Source organism: Amycolatopsis dendrobii (assembly GCF_014145675.1).
Taxonomy (GTDB): Bacteria; Actinomycetota; Actinomycetes; order Mycobacteriales; family Pseudonocardiaceae; genus Amycolatopsis; species Amycolatopsis dendrobii.
Map to the genome: position 1 here is coordinate 57,282 of NZ_JACGZW010000006.1, position 14,982 is coordinate 72,263.

Genomic DNA, 14,982 nt, shown 5'->3' on the forward strand with positions numbered 1-14,982 from the left:
GAATTCCCGGCCCCGCCGCCGCGAAAGGGGTCAGCTCTTCTCCAGGTACTCCGCCCGCTCCAGGTCGACCACGTCCGCCACCATCTGCGCCAGGCCCGGCAGCGACTTCAGCTCCGGATCGCCCGTCACGATCTCCTGAGCCTGCTCCCGCGCCTCAGTGATCACATCCTCGTCCCGCAGCAACGACAGCAGCTTCAGCCCAGACCGCTTGCCCGACTGCGCCGCGCCGAGAATGTCGCCTTCCCGGCGCAATTCCAGGTCCAATCGGGACAGTTCGAAACCGTCCGTTGTGGACTCGACCGCGGCCAGCCGTTCGCGCGTGGAAGTACCGTCCAGGGTTTCCGTCACCAGCAAGCACAATCCGGGCACACTCCCCCGGCCGACCCGGCCGCGCAGCTGATGCAGCTGGCTCACGCCGAAGCGGTCGGCGTCGAGGATGACCATCGCCGTCGCGTTGGGGACGTTCACGCCGACCTCGACCACGGTCGTCGCGACCAGCACCTCGACCTTCCCGGCGCCGAACGCCTGCATGACGGCGTCCTTCTCGTCCGTCGGCATCCGGCCGTGCAGGGCGGCGATCTTCAAGCCCTTCAACGCGCCGTTGGCGAGGTCCGGCGCGACGTCCAGCACCGCGAGCGGCGGCCGCTTGTCGCTCTTGTCCGACGGCGGTTCGTCGCCGATCCGCGGGCACACGACGTAGGCCTGGTGCCCCTTGCCGACTTCCTCGCTGACCCGCTGCCACACCCGGTCGAACCACGCGGGCTTCTCCGCGACCGGCACGACCGTCGTCTTGATCGGCGAACGGCCGACCGGCATTTCGCGCAGCGCGGAGATTTCCAAGTCGCCGTAGACCGTCATGGCGACCGTGCGCGGGATCGGCGTCGCCGTCATGACCAGCACGTGCGGGCTCGTCGAATCGGCTCCGCGCGAACGCAACGCGTCCCGTTGCTCGACGCCGAACCGGTGCTGTTCGTCCACGACCACGAGCCCGAGGTCGGCGAACTGCACGGTGTCCTGGATCAGCGCGTGCGTGCCGACGACGATGCCCGCCTCGCCGCTTACCGTCTCCAGCAACGCTTTCTTGCGTTCCTTCGCGCCCATCGACCCGGTGAGCAGCGTGATCCGGGTCGAGTTCTCGGCCGCGCCGAGTTCGCCCGCCATGCCGATGTCGCCGAGCATTTCGCGCAGCGAGCGCGCGTGCTGCGCGGCGAGTACCTCGGTGGGCGCGAGCATCGCCGCCTGGCGCCCGGAGTCGACGACCTGGAGCATCGCCCGCAGCGCGACCACGGTCTTGCCGGAACCGACCTCGCCCTGCAGCAGCCGGTTCATCGGATGCTCGGTCGACAGGTCGGCCGCGATCTCGTCGCCGATCGCGCGCTGGCCCGCGGTGAGGTCGAACGGCAGCCGCTTGTCGAACGCGTCCAGCAGGCCGCCGTCGACGTGCGGGCTCGCCTTCGCCGGACGCGACACCGCGGAATGCCGTCGCTGCGCGAAAATCAGCTGCACGGCCATCGCTTCGTCCCACTTGAGCCGATGCCGCGACGTCTCCAGGTGCGCCCAGTCCTCCGGGCGGTGGATGCCGCGCAGCGCGCGCTCGAGGCCGGGCAGTCCGTGCCGTTTGCGCAGCTCCTCGGGCATCGGGTCCTCGCCGACCTCCAGCACGTCCAGCACCTGCCGCACGCATTTGGCGATCGACCAGGTCGGCATGCCTTGCGCCGCCGGGTAAACCGGGATGATCTCGGCGAGGAAGTTGTCGACCGCCTCGGCCTCGCGTTCGGCGTCGAGCAGTTCGTACTCCGGGTTGGCCAGCTGCAGCGTGTCCCGGAACGCGGTGACCTTGCCCGCGAACAGCCCGGTCTTGCCGGGGGCCAGCTCCTTCTCGCGCCACGCCTGGTTGAAGAACGCGCACGCGAGCCGCCGCTTGCCGTCGGTGATCACCATGTCGAGGATGGTGCCGTTGCGGGATTTCATCCGCCGCTTGCTGATCTTCTCGATCCGCGCCAGCACGGTCGCGTGCTCGCCGAGCTCCAGCCCGGCGATGTCGGTCAGCTCGCCGCGTTCGGCGTAGCGGCGCGGATAGTGGCGCAGCAGATCCGAAACCGTCTCGATGTCGAGCGCGCTCGAGAGCGCCTTCGCCGTTTTCGCGCCCAGCAGCAGCGGGAGCTTGTCGCGAAGCCCGGCCATGATTATTCGACCCCCATCAGCAGCACAGCGTCGCTTTGACCGCCGGCGTAACTCGTCAACTCCACCTCGGGGTGCTCCAGCCGCAGTTGTTCGGCGAGCTCGGCGGCCACCCTCGGCGGAGCGTCCGCCCCGCTCAGGACGGTGACCAGCTCGCCGCCGAGCGCCAGCATCCGGTTCAGCACGCTGACCGCGGCCGCGACGAGATTCGTCGCCGACGCCGGGGCGGGCTCGATCAGCACCACCTCGTCGTCGACAAGGCCGATCACGTCGCCGGACTGGGCCCGGCCCACCCAGGTTAGCGACTCCTCGTGCGCGATCCGCAGCTCGCCACGCCTCGTCGCGCCCGCCGCCTCGGCCATCGCGACCACGTCGTCGTTGACCCGGCGTTCGCTGTCGTGCACCGCGAGCGCGGCCAGCACCTGCACCGGCGACACGCACGGGATCACCACGACATCGCGCTCGCCCGCCATCGGATGCCCGGCAGCGGCGTCGGCGGCCGCGGTGAGATCCGGTCCGCCCGGCAGCACGCTCAGGTGCTGTCCGGCCGCCTCGTTGAACAGCCCGATCATGTCCTCGACGCTGGGAGTCTCGCCCTCGGGCACCGCCAGCACCGCGACGCCCTCGGCCCGCAGCAGTTCGGCGAGCCCGCCGCCGCGCACCACCGCGACCACGGACCGGTCGATGCCGCCACCCGGTTCGATCGGCGTCGGCGTGATCAGCGGTTCGACCCGGATCTTTCGCGGCCTGCCCAGCTGCAGCCCGGCTTCGATGGCCGCGCCGATGTCCGCGCAATGGACGTGCACCGCGTGGCTGCCCGAACCGTCGCCCGCCACGGTCACGCTGTCGCCGAACCCGCTCAGTTCCTTCCGCAACGCCGGCAGCCGGGCCTCGTCGACCTCGTCCAGCAGGTACATGACCTCCCACGCGTACGGCACCTGCTCCGGCAGCGAAGCGACCGCCTTCAGGTCATGCCCGGGCTCCTCGGTTTCGCCGGTGATCACGCCCGCCAGCGCGTCGAGCACCGCGACCAGCCCGCGGCCCCCGGCGTCGACGACTCCCGCCTTGGCCAGCGCGGGCAGCTGCTTGGGCGTCTCCTCCAAGGCCGCTGCGGCCACGGTGACGACCTCGCGCGCGACCTCGGGCAACGTCCGTGCCGTGCCTCGAACAGCAGCGGCCACGGCGTGCAGCACGGTCAGCATCGTCCCGGCGACCGGCCTGCTGACCGCGCCCGTGGCGACCTGGTCCGCGTGCCCGAGTGCCGCGGCGAGACCCGATCCGTCGAGCTCGCCGCCGGTGGCCGCCCAGTCGGCCATCCCCCGCACGACCTGGGACAGGATCACGCCCGAGTTGCCCCGCGCGTGCGCCACCGCCCCGCGCGCCAGTACCGCCAGCGCCTCCGCCGCGCCGGCCGGTTCCGCGCCGTCGAGCGCCTCGTGCGCGCCGGTCATCGTGTACAGCAGGTTGGAGCCGGTGTCGGAGTCCGCGACCGGGTAGACGTTGATGCCGTCGATGGCCGTGCGCAGCCTGTCCAAGCTGCGCACAGAGGCCGCCGCCCAGCCCGACACCGCCGCCGCGTCCAGCACCCGCACCCCGTAACCTCCTAGCCGGTCCCCGCGAGGGTAACGACCCCGCGGCAAGGCCCCCGAGACCACTCGTTACTATGGTCGAGTTGCCCGGCACGTTCGGGCGCGCATTCTTTGTCCCATATCCAGAGGAGTTCGACGTGGCTGCCGTGTGCGACGTCTGTGGCAAGGGACCCGGCTTCGGCAAGTCGGTCTCGCACTCCCACCGGCGTACCAACCGCCGGTGGAACCCGAACATCCAGGTTGTGCACGCGAAGGTCGGCGTGTCCCAGCGCAAGCGCCTGAACGCCTGCACCTCGTGCATCAAGGCCGGCAAGGTCGTCCGAGGCTGAACGCAGTTGTGAAGGTGGCGAGTGCTCGCGGAGAGCGCTCGCCATTTTTCTGCGTTCAGGTGTCTTCCGGGGGTCGAACCCCCGGGCCCCCGCCAGGGGGCAAGCCCCCTGGACCCCCCGCGTGAGTCACCTTGGGATTGAAGGGGCGAGTGCTTCGGCACCCGCCCCTTTTTCGTCACCTCAGGAAGCCGGTCAGCACCTCCCGCAGGGATTCCGGCGCGTTCAGCACCCCGTGGTCCTGCCCCGGGATCTCCTCGTACCGCCCGTGCGCGACCGCGGCCGCGACGGCCTTGGCGGACGACGTCATCCACGCCTCCCCCGCGCCGCCGGACAGCGACAGCACCGGCACTGTGATCGCGGCCAGCCGGTCCGTCGGCAGGTGGTTGCCGCGGCCGCAGACGGTCAGGTCGTAGGGCAGCGTGTGCGCCAGGCCGACGAACCAGCCCCACACCGGCGCGGCCTTCATCGAGTCCACGATCTCCGAAGGGGTCCCGGTGCCCTCCACCAGGAACAGTTCGACCGCGCCGTCCCGGTCGCCGTCGGCGAGGCGGGCGCTGACCCGGTCCACCAGATCTTCCGCTGGACGCGGCCGGTCGTCGCCGATGAACGGCGGTTCGTACACCGCGACCTTCGTGATCGGCAGGCCGCGCGCCGCCGCTTCCAAGGACAGGATCGCGCCGGAGGAGTGGCCGAACACCGCGGCCGAGCCGCCGACGGCCTCGATCAGCACTTCCAGGTCGTCGATCTCGCGCTCGACCGCGTAGACCGGCGCGTCTCCGCTGTCGCCGCGGCCTCTCCGGTCGTAGGCGATCGCGGTGAAACCGGCGTCGGCCAGCACCGCGGCGAGCCTGGCGACGGTCGTGCGGTCGTTCACCGCGCCGCCGGCCAGCAGCACCGGCGAACCCGAGCCGTAGGTGTCGAAGGCGATCGGGGTGCCGTCGGCGGACGTGACGGTGGCGGTCATGGCTTTCCTCCAGGGTTTCAGTCGCTGCTTACCCTGGTGGTCGGCGCCGATCGCCGGAACCGGACACGCCGCGTCAGGGAAGTTTCCAGTCGAGCGGTTCCGCGCCCTGCTGGACCAGCAGCTGGTTCGCGCGGCTGAACGGGCGCGATCCGAAGAAACCGTTGCGCGCCGACAGCGGGCTCGGATGCGCCGATTCGATGCACGGCACGTCGCCGAGCATCGGCCGCAGGTTCCGCGCGTTGCGGCCCCACAGGATCGCCACCAGCGGTCCGCCGCGCGCGGCGAGCGCCTTGATCGCCTGCTCGGTGACCTGTTCCCAGCCCTTGCCCTGATGCGAGTTCGACTTGTGCGGCTGCACGGTGAGCGACCGGTTCAGCAGCAGCACGCCCTGCTCCGCCCACGGGGTCAGGTCGCCGTTGGACGGCGTCGGATGGCCGAGATCCTCGCAGTACTCCTGGTAGATGTTGATCAGGCTCTTCGGGATCGGCCGCACGTCCGGGGCCACCGAAAAGCTCAGGCCGACCGCGTGCCCCGGCGTCGGGTACGGGTCCTGGCCCACGATCAGCACGCGGACGTCGTCGAACGGCTGCTTGAACGCGCGCAGCACGTGCTCGCCCGCGGGAAGATAGGTGCGGCCCGCGGCGATCTCGGCGCGGAGGAACTCCCCCATCGCGGCGACCTGCGGGGCCACTGGTTCAAGGGCTTTCGCCCAGCCGGCTTCGACGATTTCGTCCAGCGGTCGTCCAGTCACGGCCCGCGAGCCTAGCGCCACGTGCGCGGCGTCACTGTGGCGGGTCCAGCCTGCGCAACTCGGCCCGGAACCGGGCGCCGCGGCGGACGTAGGAATCCACGACCGCGGCGATCTGGTCTTCGGAAAACGACTTGTTCGGCCGCGTTTTCGCCGGAACTCCCAGCGCGATCTCGCCGGTGCCGACCGTCGATTCGTACGACAGCACCGCGCCCGCGCCGACCATGCCGCCGTCCTCGATCACGCTTCCGTTCAGCACCACCGAACCCGACGCGATCAGGCAGCCGGTGCCGATCGTCGCGCCCTCGATGTGCACCGCGTGCCCGACCGCCGAGGACGGGCCCACGATCGTCGGATGCCGCGCGGTGCAGTGGACGACGCAGCCGTCCTGCACGTTCGAGCGTTCGCCGATCTCGATGTACCCGTGGTCGCCGCGCAGCACCGTCTGCGGCCAGACCGAGGCGCGCGCGCCGATCCGGACGTCGCCGATCACGGTGGCGTCGGGATGGACGTAGGCGTCCGGGTGGATGGTCGGGACCAGGTCGCCGAGCGCGTAGATGGCCAAAGCCGCCTCCGGGTCGAAGTCGTCAGAGTGGTCGGTCGAGATCCTTGCCGTAATACCGGCTTTCGGGCATATCGCCGTAATAGCCGAAAGCCGGGACCTCGGCGTAGCCCGACGAACGGTAGAGGGCGATCGCTTCCGGCTGTTCGGTGCCCGTCTCCAGCACGACGCGGCGGCGTCCGGCGGCGACCGCGGTGCGCTCCAGTTCGGCGAGCATCGCGCGGGCGAAACCGCGGCCCCGCGCGGATTCGATCACGTACATCCGTTTCAGCTCGACGTCGCCGGGCCGGAACGTCGGCTCGGGACCGTCGTGCGCGCGCCACGCGCCGGACGCCACCGGCACGTTGTCCAGGTATCCGACCAGGAACAGGCCCCGAGGCGGCGCGAACTCCGCGGGGTCCATCGGGGTCACGTCCTCGGAGCCGTAGCGGCGCACGTATTCCAGCTGCACCTCGGCCATCAGCTTGGCGGCGTCGGGATGGTCGAAGGCCACGACACGGATGTCCACGGCGCCAGCCTAATGAAGGATCACTGCTGCCAGTGCTCCCAGCCGCCCTGCTGGTCGTACTCGCGTCCGTCCACTGTGACCCCGGAGCCGGGCATGGTGACCACGCCGATCTTGCGCCAGCCCTCGGGAAGGTCGTCGAACGGCGGGAACGTCGCGACCAGCGCGTGGTCCTCGCCGCCGGTCAGCACCCACTGCAACGGGTCCGCGCCGAGCGCGCTGCCGACCTCCTTCAGCCGCGTCGACACCTCGAGCTGCGCGGTCTGCACGTCGAGCCCGACCTCGGACGCCGCGGCCAAGTGCGCGAGGTCGGCCAAGAGCCCGTCGGAGATGTCCATCATCGCCGTCGCGCCGGCGAGCGCGGCCTGCGGACCGGCCGCGTAGGGCGGTTCCGGGCAGCGCTGCGCGTTCACCACGCCGACCGGCGACCGGAATCCGCGGCGCAGCACCGCGAGCCCGGCCGCGGCCCAGCCGAGCCGCCCGCACACCGCGAGCACGTCGCCGGGGCGCGCACCGGACCGGGTCACCGGTTCGCGGTCTTCGAGGTCGCCCAATGCGGTGACGCTGATCACGAGCTGGTCCGCGCTCACCAGATCGCCGCCGGACACCCCGATCCCTGCCGCGCCCGCCTCGGTCCACATGCCGTCCATGATCTCGGTCACGACCTGCGCGGGAGTGTCCGCCGGGCACGCGATCCCGACGACCACCGACGTCGGCTTCGCTCCCATCGCCGCGACGTCGGACAGATTCACCGCGACCGCTTTGCGCCCGACCTGCTCCGGGCTCGACCAGTCGAGCCGGAAATGCACGCCGTGGACCAGCACGTCGGTCGTCACGACCACGCGGCCGTCCGGCGCGGCGAGAACCGCCGCGTCGTCGCCCGGGCCCAGCAGTGTCGAAGGCGGCTGCGCGCGTCCTTCGGTGACCCGCCGGATCAGGCCGAACTCGCCTGTCGCGGCCACCGAGTGCTCGTCCGGTGACACCGGTCACCTCCTGTTTCCCTCGCCTGTGTCGGATCGGCCACCGACTATCGGATCCCCTAGGTTTTTCCCAGGGCTGGCGCTACGTTTCCTACACCGTCTACACCGTTCCTACCTCGACTCACTCGCAACCGACGAAAGGGCACGCCGTGGTCCACGCATACATCCTCATCCAGACCGAGGTCGGCAAGGCGGCCGCGGTGGCTGCGGAGATCGCCGGGGTCCCGGGCGTGACCAGCTCCGAGGACGTCACCGGCCCGTACGACGTGATCGTGCGCGCCGCCGCGGACACAGTGGACCAGCTCGGCCAGCTCGTCGTCGCCCGCGTGCAGAACGTGGAAGGGATCACGCGCACGCTGACCTGCCCGGTCGTGCATCTCTGAGCCGTGGTCCACTGAGGCGGTGGCAGACACCGACACCGGGGCTCCGCCGAAGGTCGTCCTCGTCACCGCGTCGTTGCTCGTGGCCGCGCTGGCGGTCGCGGTCGCGGTCGTCGCGCTGACGAAGAGCTCCTCCGGACAGCCCGATCCGAACCAGCCGCTCGCGCTCGTGTCCGTTCCCGCGCCGCAGGCCGGGTCGCCCGACTGCGCGAAGCTGATCGCCGGGGTCCCGGCCACGCTCACGTCGAACGGCAAGGAACTGTCGCCGCGCACGCTCGCCGAGCCCGCGCCGAAGGCCACCGTCGCGTGGGGCGAACCGGACCCGGTCGTGCTGCGCTGCGGCCTCGAACGTCCGCCCGAGCTCACCCCGACCGCGCAACTGCGCGTGGTCAACAAGGTGCAGTGGCTGCAGATCGAGCAGGGCGGTTCGGCCACCTGGTACGCGGTCGACCGGCCGGTCTACCTCGCGCTGACCGTCCCGGAGAGCGCGGGAACGGGTCCGCTTCAGGCGGTTTCGGACGCGATCGCGGCGAAGCTGCCGGTCAAGCCCTTGAAGTTCTAGCCGCGATCGTTTCCAGCGATTCGCCGGTGGTGCGCGGGCCGAGCACGGCGACGTCGATCATCAGCAGCACCATCGCGCCCGCGACCACGGCGAACATCGTCGTCGCGCCCGCCGAATGCAGGATCGGCAGCAGTACGAACGGCATCGCGGCCGTCGCCAGCCGGGACAGCGCGTAGGCCGATCCGGCGGCGGTGCCGCGCAGCGACGTCGGGAACAGCTCGCCCTGGTAGGTGTGGAAGGCGTTGGAGAAGACGTTGCTGACGGCGGTGTAGCAGAACCCGAATACCGCGATCAGCACTCCGGAAGTGGCGTAGCCGAAGGCAAGCCCGAACACCGCCATCGCCGCCGCGCTCGCGACGATCAGCCATTTGCGTTCCAGCCGTTCGATGACCGGGATGGACAGCGCGGAGCCGATCGGATAGCCGAGGAAGGTGAGCGCGCTGAAGGTCAGCGAGGTGACGAGGCCGAAACCCTTGGCCGCCAGCACAATCGGCACCAGCGAGCCGAAACCGTAGTAGCCGAATGATTGCAGCAACTGGAAGACGTACAGCATCGCGGTGCGCCGGAACCACGGCGGACGCAGCAACGCCGACGCGCGAACTGGTTCGGGCGCGGGCGGTTCCGGTTCCGGCTCGGGCAACGGCCGCGGCGCGCTCGCTTCGAGCTTGCGCACGATCTCGTCCGCTTCGCCGATTCTTCCTTGTGCCGCAAGCCAACGCGGTGATTCGGGCAGCGTGAACCGCAGCGCCCACACGACCGCCGCACCGAGCGCGCCGATCACGAACAGCCAGCGCCAGCCGTCGATGCCGAGCGGCGCGTGGCCGACGAGCGCGCGGGCGAGGAATCCGGCAGCGGGGACGCCGCAGAAGCCGATGGTGTAAGCCCAGGCTGTCGCGCGGCCGCGCGCTCGGGCGGGCAGCAGGTCGGCGAGGTAGGCGTCAGCGACCGGCAGTTCCGCGCCGATGCCGATCCCGGCGATGAAACGGCAGATCACCAGCATCCACACGTCCGTGCTGAACGCGCCGAGCAGCGTGAACACCGAGTACAGGCCCAGGGTGAGCAGGAACGCGCGCCGCCTGCCGAGCCGGTCGGCCAGCCTGCCGAGGAACACCGCGCCCACGAAGGCGCCGACGAACGCCGACGCCAGGACGTACTTCAGCGTCGTCGGGGTGACGCCGAACTCCTTGGTGAGGACGGTGCTGATGGTCGCGGCGAGGAACAGGTCGTAGAGGTCGAAGAAGGTCGCGATGCCGACCACTGCCACGAAGTACCGGTGCCGCCGGGTGACCGGGAGCCGGTCGAGGCGGGATGCGATCTGCACGCGCTGTTTTCCTTACCGGGCTGGGGATGTGCGGGGATCATCGTAAATCCCCGCGACCGAGTTCGCGGCGCGGTTTCTGAGAGGCTGGAAGGCGTGACGGTTGAGGAGTTCGAGCGGCACCGTTCGAAACTGTTCGGACTGGCGTACCGGATGCTGGGTTCCGCAGAGGAGGCCGAAGACGTCGTCCAGGACGCTTTCCTGCGCTGGCATCGGGCCGAGGCGGTCGCGTCGCCGTGGGCGTGGCTGGCCAAAGTCGCCACCAATCTGTGTGTGAACAGGCTGACGTCGGCACGGGCGCGCCGGGAGAACTACGTCGGCTTCTGGCTGCCGGAGCCTGTCCTCACCGAGAACGGCGCGCTGGGCCCGCTCGACCGCGCCGAGCAGCGGGAGATCGTCTCGCTGGCCTTCCTGGTGCTGCTGGAAAACCTCAACCCCGTGGAACGCGCGGTGTTCGTCCTGCGCGAAGCCTTCGGCTACAGCCATCGGGAGACGGCCGAGGTCATCAATGCCACCGAGGCGAACTCCCGGCAGCTGTACGCCCGAGCCCGCCGGCGCCTGACCGAGGCCCGCGCGGGTTCCGCTTGCCGGACGTCCCCTCGCCGCGACTTGGTGGAAAGGTTCCTGGCCGCGGCGGAACAGGGTGACGTGCCGGGACTGGAGAAGGTGCTGGCCGAGGACGTGACGGTGTGGGTGGACGGCGGCGGCAAGGTCGGCGCCGCCCGGCGGCCTATCTCCGGCATCGGCAAGGTGGCGCGCTACCTGGCGGGATCGTTCCGCCTCGCCGGTACGGAGACGACCTTGTCGGCCGCGGAAGTGAACGGCTCGCCGGGCTTGCTGGCCCGTGCGGGCGGGACGCTGGTGGGAGTGCTGGTGCCGGAGACGTCGGACAGCCGGGTCACCGGCATTCGCATCGTCGCCAACCCGGACAAACTCCGGGCGTTGTCACGTTCGGGAGCCCTGCCCGGTTCTTAACGGGGAAACTCGCTCTCTCTCCCGGAGGAATTCACCCGTGACGAACCTGATCCTGGTGACAGGCGGCACCGGCCGGCTCGGCCGCGCTCGTTCCGCGTCTCGCTGCGGACGGTCACGCCGTCCGCGTCCTGAGCCGCAGACCCCCGGCAAACGAGCACACCCGCCGCGGCGACCTGCGCACCGGCGAGGGCCTCGACGACGCGCTCGACGGCGTCGAGGCGATCGTCCACTGCGCGACCGGAAACGGCCGTTCGGACATCGACGGCACCCGCAATCTCGTCCAAGCGGCGGCGCGAGCCGGGCGGCCGCATCTGCTGTACGTGTCGATCGTCGGCGTCGACCGGGTGGAATTGCCCTACTACCGCGCGAAACTGGCTTGCGAGCAGCTCGTGGAACGCTCCGGTCTGCCGTGGACGATCCAGCGGGCGACGCAGTTCCACGAACTCGTCGTCTGGATGTGCACGAGCCAGCGATGGCTGCCGATGATCTTGATGCCCCGCGGAGTCAGCTTCCAGCCCGTCGACACCGGAGACGTGGCCGCCCGCCTGGCCGCGCTGATCGGTGCGCCTGCCGGACGAGCACCCGATCTAGGCGGACCCGAGGTGCGCCCCGCCGCCGACCTGGCCCGCGCGTACGCTCGCTCGCGCGCCCTCCGGCGACCGGTGCTGTCGGTGCCGTTGCCCGGGACGGCCGTCCGCGGCTACCGCGAAGGGGGACATCTGACCCCCGGCCACGCCGACGGCCGGATCACCTTCGACCAGTTCCTCGCCGCATGAGCGCCCGCATCTGGCTGCGCACGGGCTTGGCGTTCCTTGCCACAGTGCAGTTCGCCGTGGGGAACTGGGCGCTGTGGTCACCGCGCTCGTTCTTCGACATTCCGTGGGTGGGCATGCGCATGCCCTACAACGCGCATTTGATGATGGACTACGGCGCGATGAGCCTGGCCACCTCGGTGGTGCTGGGCGTGAGCTTCTTCGCCGCACGCCGGAACCTGGCCCGGACCGCGCTCGCGGTGTACCTGACGTTCGCCGCGCCGCACCTGGTGATCCATCTGCGGCTGCTGCACCATCTCACGCCCGGCGAACGCATGCCGTTGGTGATCGCGCTCGCCGCGGCCGTCGTGCTCCCGCTGGTGCTGCTTCCGCTCACCGGGCGGCTGGAGAAAACGTAGCCCGCTCCTCAGCGCAGGCCGGTGCCCCGGGCAAGCGCGGTGTCGATCAGCGTCGACAGCAGTGTCGGGTAATCCACCCCGGTCACCTCCCACATCTTCGGGTAGGCGGACTTCGTGGTGAAGCCGGGCATCGTGTTGACCTCGTTGATCACCAGGTCGCCGTCCTCGGTCACGAAGAAGTCGACGCGGGCGAGGCCCTGGCAGTCGAGCGCGCGGAACGCCTCGACGGCCATCGCGCGCAGCCGGTCGGTGAGCGCGTCGTCCAGTTTGGCCGGGATGTCCAGTTCGGCGTCCTCGCCGAGGTACTTGGTTTCGAAGTCGTACCAGGCGTCCTCCTCCTCGGCGAGCACCCGGATCTCCGCCGGGAGCGACGCCTCGACGCGGCCGTCCGGGAATTCCAGCACGCCGCATTCGACCTCGCGCCCGCGCACCGCGGCCTCGACGAGCACCTTCGGGTCGGTGCGCCGGGCCAGTTCGATCGCGGCGTCCAGATCCGCCCAGTCGGCGACCCGGGAGATCCCGACCGACGAACCGGCGCGCGAGGGCTTCACGAACACCGGCAGGCCAAGGCGTTCGCGGTCCGGTTCGGCCAAAGTGGACTGTCCGCGGCGCAGCGCGGCGTAGGTGCCGACCGGCAAGCCCTCCGCGGCGAGCAGCTTCTTCGCGTATTCCTTGTCCATCGCCGCCGCGCTGGACAAGACGCCGGGGCCGACGTACGGGATGTCGGCGAGTTCGAGCAGGCCCTGGATGGTGCCGTCCTCGCCGAAGGCGCCGTGCAGCACCGGGAAGACGACGTCGACGGTGCCGAGCACCTCGGTGGCCTGGCCCGGGTCGACCGTGCGCAGTTCGCGGCTGGTCGGGTCGCCGGCGAGCACGAGCGCGCGGCCGGACTCGACCGACGGCAGCTCGCGGCCCTGGATGCTGAGCTGCTTCGGGTCGCCGGTGCCGAGCACCCAGCCGCCGCTCGGCGTGACGCCGACCGGGAGCACCTCGAAGCGGTCCGGATCCAGGTTCGAGATCACACTGCCCGCGGACAGGCACGAGATGGTGTGCTCGCTGCTGCGGCCACCGAACACGACCGCGACCCGGATCTTTTCAGCGCTCATAGCCGGTCACCGTACCGGGTGAGCCTCGCCGACAGCGCGCGCCGGGGGTGTCTGCGCAGGTGAACGCGCTTCCGGAGGCCGGACCGCCCCCATGCCGCGCCGGGTGCGTGCGACGCACCGGTGGGCCCGGCGCGCTGCGAAGGTTCGCGAGACCGGCGGGCAGTGCGTCAGCGAAGCAGATCGACCAGCGTCGGCACCGCGGCCATCAACGCTTCCCGCGAGCAGCCCGCGTATCCCAGCGCGATGCCGTGCACCGTCGGCGTTCCGGCGAAATGCCGCGCCAGCCCGTCGAGCCGGATCGAATGCCGTTCCGCGGCGGCGATCAGCTCGGCCTCGGCCTCCGCGCTTTCCGTCCGCACCACCAGATGCGCACCGGCGTCGTCGCCGACGAACGGGATTCCGGCGTTCGACAGCGCGGTCACCAGCACAGTCCGGCGTTCGGCCATTTCCCGGCGCAGTTTCCGCAGGTGCCGCCCCAGATCGCCGGTCCGGGCGAGTTCGACCAGCACCCGCTGCCCCGCGGGCGAGGGACGGGTGCCGGTGAGATCCCGGTACGCCAGAACGGAATCGGCCACCGCGGCGGGCGCGACGAGCCAGCCCGCGCCGAGGGTCGGGGTGAGGATTTTGCTGGTGGTCCCGAGGTGCACGACGACATCCGGGGCGAGCGCGGCCAGCATCGGCAGCGGGGCGACGTCGAAGCGCAGCTCGCCGTCGTAGTCGTCCTCGATGACCAGCATGCCTTCCGCGCGAGCGCGTTCGACGAGCTGCACGCGCCGGGCCGCGCTCATCCGGCTGCCCATCGGATACTGGTGCGCGGGCGAGCAGTAAACCGCGCGCGCCCCAGCGGGAATCGCGTCCGGACGCAGGCCTTCCTCGTCCACTGGCACGCCGACGACGGTGAGCCCGGCCTGCCGGAACGCTTGCACCGCACGCTGATAACCCGGTTCCTCGAAGGCGACGACGGCGCCTCGGCGCAGCACCGCCGAGGCGAGTTCAACGACAGCCGCGGTAGTACCGCCGGTCGCGAGCACCGAGCCCGCAGCCAGACCACGGTGGCGCAGCAGGTGTTCCGACACCGTCGCGCGGTATTCCGGCAGCCCGGCGCGGTGCGCGCGCGTGAGCGGCTCGGGATCGGCGGCCGCGCGCCACGCTCGCCGCCAGGCCGCGCGGTCGAGGCCGCCAGCCCACGGCGTACCCGGCGCGAGGTCCAGCAACGGGGCTGGTTCGGCCTCGGCGAGCAGCGAACCGGGCACCGTGACGGACGCGGCGGCACGGGTCGGCGGAGTGGTCACGTAGGTGCCGGAGCCGTGGCGGCCAGCGATCCAGCCTTCCGCGTGAAGTTGCTCGTACGCAGCGGAAGTGACCGTGCGCGAGACGCCGAGCCGTTCCGCCAGCGCACGGGTGGACGGCAGCCGGTCGCCGCCGCGGAGATGTCCGCCAGCCGCGGCTTCGCGCAGCGCGTCGGCCAGCTGCACGGCCAGCGGGGTGGCCGCTTCGCGGTCGAGACTGACCGGCAGGGCGGTGTCGGCGTAGGACACGGCGGACCTCCGTTGCAGCGAAGTGGACTTCTCAAGTGTAGAAGAAGTGGACATTCAACGTAGCCACTTGCCCG

16 protein-coding genes are annotated in these 14,982 nt (G+C 70.8%); 6 read left to right on the top strand and 10 right to left on the bottom strand.

Annotated elements, in window-relative coordinates; genetic code table 11:
- Positions 1–30: 30 nt before the first annotated feature.
- Together recG and H4281_RS18405 are read right to left on the bottom strand one after the other, a co-directional pair.
- Positions 31–2,184 (bottom strand): ATP-dependent DNA helicase RecG, encoded by a 2,154-nt coding sequence (gene recG, locus H4281_RS18400; RefSeq protein ID WP_182892176.1) that lies wholly within the window; start codon positions 2,182–2,184, stop codon positions 31–33.
- 2 nt (positions 2,185–2,186) lie between these two features.
- Complete coding sequence (locus H4281_RS18405; protein WP_182892177.1) at positions 2,187–3,773, bottom strand: fatty acid kinase ATP-binding subunit FakA; 1,587 nt, start codon at positions 3,771–3,773, stop codon at positions 2,187–2,189.
- A 134-nt stretch (positions 3,774–3,907) separates the two neighbouring features.
- On the opposite strand from H4281_RS18405, the gene rpmB reads away from it, so the two are divergent.
- A complete protein-coding gene (gene rpmB / locus H4281_RS18410; protein WP_009074135.1) occupies positions 3,908–4,099 on the top strand; it encodes a 50S ribosomal protein L28 in 192 nt (63 codons plus the stop codon).
- A 175-nt stretch (positions 4,100–4,274) separates the two neighbouring features.
- Here rpmB and H4281_RS18415 read toward each other — a convergent pair whose 3' ends face one another.
- From H4281_RS18415 to H4281_RS18435, 5 genes are all read right to left on the bottom strand, one after another.
- Complete coding sequence (locus H4281_RS18415) at positions 4,275–5,063, bottom strand: alpha/beta fold hydrolase (RefSeq protein ID WP_182892178.1); 789 nt, start codon at positions 5,061–5,063, stop codon at positions 4,275–4,277.
- A 73-nt stretch (positions 5,064–5,136) separates the two neighbouring features.
- Positions 5,137–5,814: a uracil-DNA glycosylase gene (locus tag H4281_RS18420; protein WP_182892179.1), complete on the bottom strand. Its 678-nt coding sequence runs from the start codon at positions 5,812–5,814 to the stop codon at positions 5,137–5,139.
- A gap of 31 nt (positions 5,815–5,845) precedes the next feature.
- Positions 5,846–6,376, bottom strand: coding sequence for a gamma carbonic anhydrase family protein (locus H4281_RS18425; RefSeq protein ID WP_182892180.1), 531 nt, complete (start codon positions 6,374–6,376; stop codon positions 5,846–5,848).
- A 22-nt stretch (positions 6,377–6,398) separates the two neighbouring features.
- Entirely contained in the window at positions 6,399–6,881 is a 483-nt protein-coding gene (locus H4281_RS18430) for a GNAT family N-acetyltransferase (RefSeq protein WP_182892181.1), read from the bottom strand.
- Between the two features lie 20 nt (positions 6,882–6,901).
- The gene (locus H4281_RS18435; RefSeq protein WP_182892182.1) at positions 6,902–7,861 is read right to left on the bottom strand and encodes a thiamine-phosphate kinase; all 960 of its coding nucleotides are present in this window, start codon (positions 7,859–7,861) and stop codon (positions 6,902–6,904) included.
- A gap of 146 nt (positions 7,862–8,007) precedes the next feature.
- Between H4281_RS18435 and H4281_RS18440 the strand changes: the two genes are divergently transcribed.
- Both H4281_RS18440 and H4281_RS18445 read left to right on the top strand, forming a co-directional pair.
- Complete coding sequence (locus H4281_RS18440) at positions 8,008–8,241, top strand: Lrp/AsnC ligand binding domain-containing protein (RefSeq protein ID WP_009074118.1); 234 nt, start codon at positions 8,008–8,010, stop codon at positions 8,239–8,241.
- A gap of 19 nt (positions 8,242–8,260) precedes the next feature.
- A complete protein-coding gene (locus H4281_RS18445; RefSeq protein ID WP_182892183.1) occupies positions 8,261–8,800 on the top strand; it encodes a DUF3515 domain-containing protein in 540 nt (179 codons plus the stop codon).
- On the opposite strand, the gene H4281_RS18450 is transcribed toward H4281_RS18445, so the two are convergent.
- Positions 8,781–10,121: an MFS transporter gene (locus H4281_RS18450; RefSeq protein ID WP_182892184.1), complete on the bottom strand. Its 1,341-nt coding sequence runs from the start codon at positions 10,119–10,121 to the stop codon at positions 8,781–8,783. The two genes, H4281_RS18445 and H4281_RS18450, sit on opposite strands and share 20 nt — an antisense overlap.
- 84 nt (positions 10,122–10,205) lie before the next feature.
- Between H4281_RS18450 and H4281_RS18455 the strand changes: the two genes are divergently transcribed.
- The 3 genes from H4281_RS18455 (at position 10,206) to H4281_RS18465 (ending at position 12,264) form a co-directional block, all read left to right on the top strand.
- A complete protein-coding gene (locus H4281_RS18455) occupies positions 10,206–11,093 on the top strand; it encodes an RNA polymerase sigma-70 factor (protein ID WP_182892581.1) in 888 nt (295 codons plus the stop codon).
- A 128-nt stretch (positions 11,094–11,221) separates the two neighbouring features.
- Entirely contained in the window at positions 11,222–11,869 is a 648-nt protein-coding gene (locus H4281_RS18460; protein WP_312872152.1) for an SDR family oxidoreductase, read from the top strand.
- Complete coding sequence (locus H4281_RS18465; protein WP_182892185.1) at positions 11,866–12,264, top strand: hypothetical protein; 399 nt, start codon at positions 11,866–11,868, stop codon at positions 12,262–12,264. Before H4281_RS18460 ends, H4281_RS18465 begins: the two co-directional genes overlap by 4 nt.
- 8 nt (positions 12,265–12,272) lie before the next feature.
- Here H4281_RS18465 and H4281_RS18470 read toward each other — a convergent pair whose 3' ends face one another.
- On the bottom strand, positions 12,273–13,370 hold the full coding sequence (locus H4281_RS18470; RefSeq protein ID WP_182892186.1) for a D-alanine--D-alanine ligase family protein: 1,098 nt from the start codon (positions 13,368–13,370) through the stop codon (positions 12,273–12,275).
- Between the two features lie 167 nt (positions 13,371–13,537).
- Positions 13,538–14,908 (bottom strand): MocR-like pyridoxine biosynthesis transcription factor PdxR, encoded by a 1,371-nt coding sequence (gene pdxR, locus H4281_RS18475; RefSeq protein ID WP_182892187.1) that lies wholly within the window; start codon positions 14,906–14,908, stop codon positions 13,538–13,540.
- Between the last annotated feature and the right edge of the window lie 74 nt (positions 14,909–14,982).

Coding starts and splice junctions, on each gene's coding strand:
- recG (WP_182892176.1), bottom strand. CDS start 2,184: ATGGCCGGGCTTCGCGACAAGCTCCCGCTGCTGCTGGGCGCGAAAACG.
- H4281_RS18415 (WP_182892178.1), bottom strand. CDS start 5,063: ATGACCGCCACCGTCACGTCCGCCGACGGCACCCCGATCGCCTTCGAC.
- H4281_RS18465 (WP_182892185.1), top strand. CDS start 11,866: ATGAGCGCCCGCATCTGGCTGCGCACGGGCTTGGCGTTCCTTGCCACA.
- H4281_RS18470 (WP_182892186.1), bottom strand. CDS start 13,370: ATGAGCGCTGAAAAGATCCGGGTCGCGGTCGTGTTCGGTGGCCGCAGC.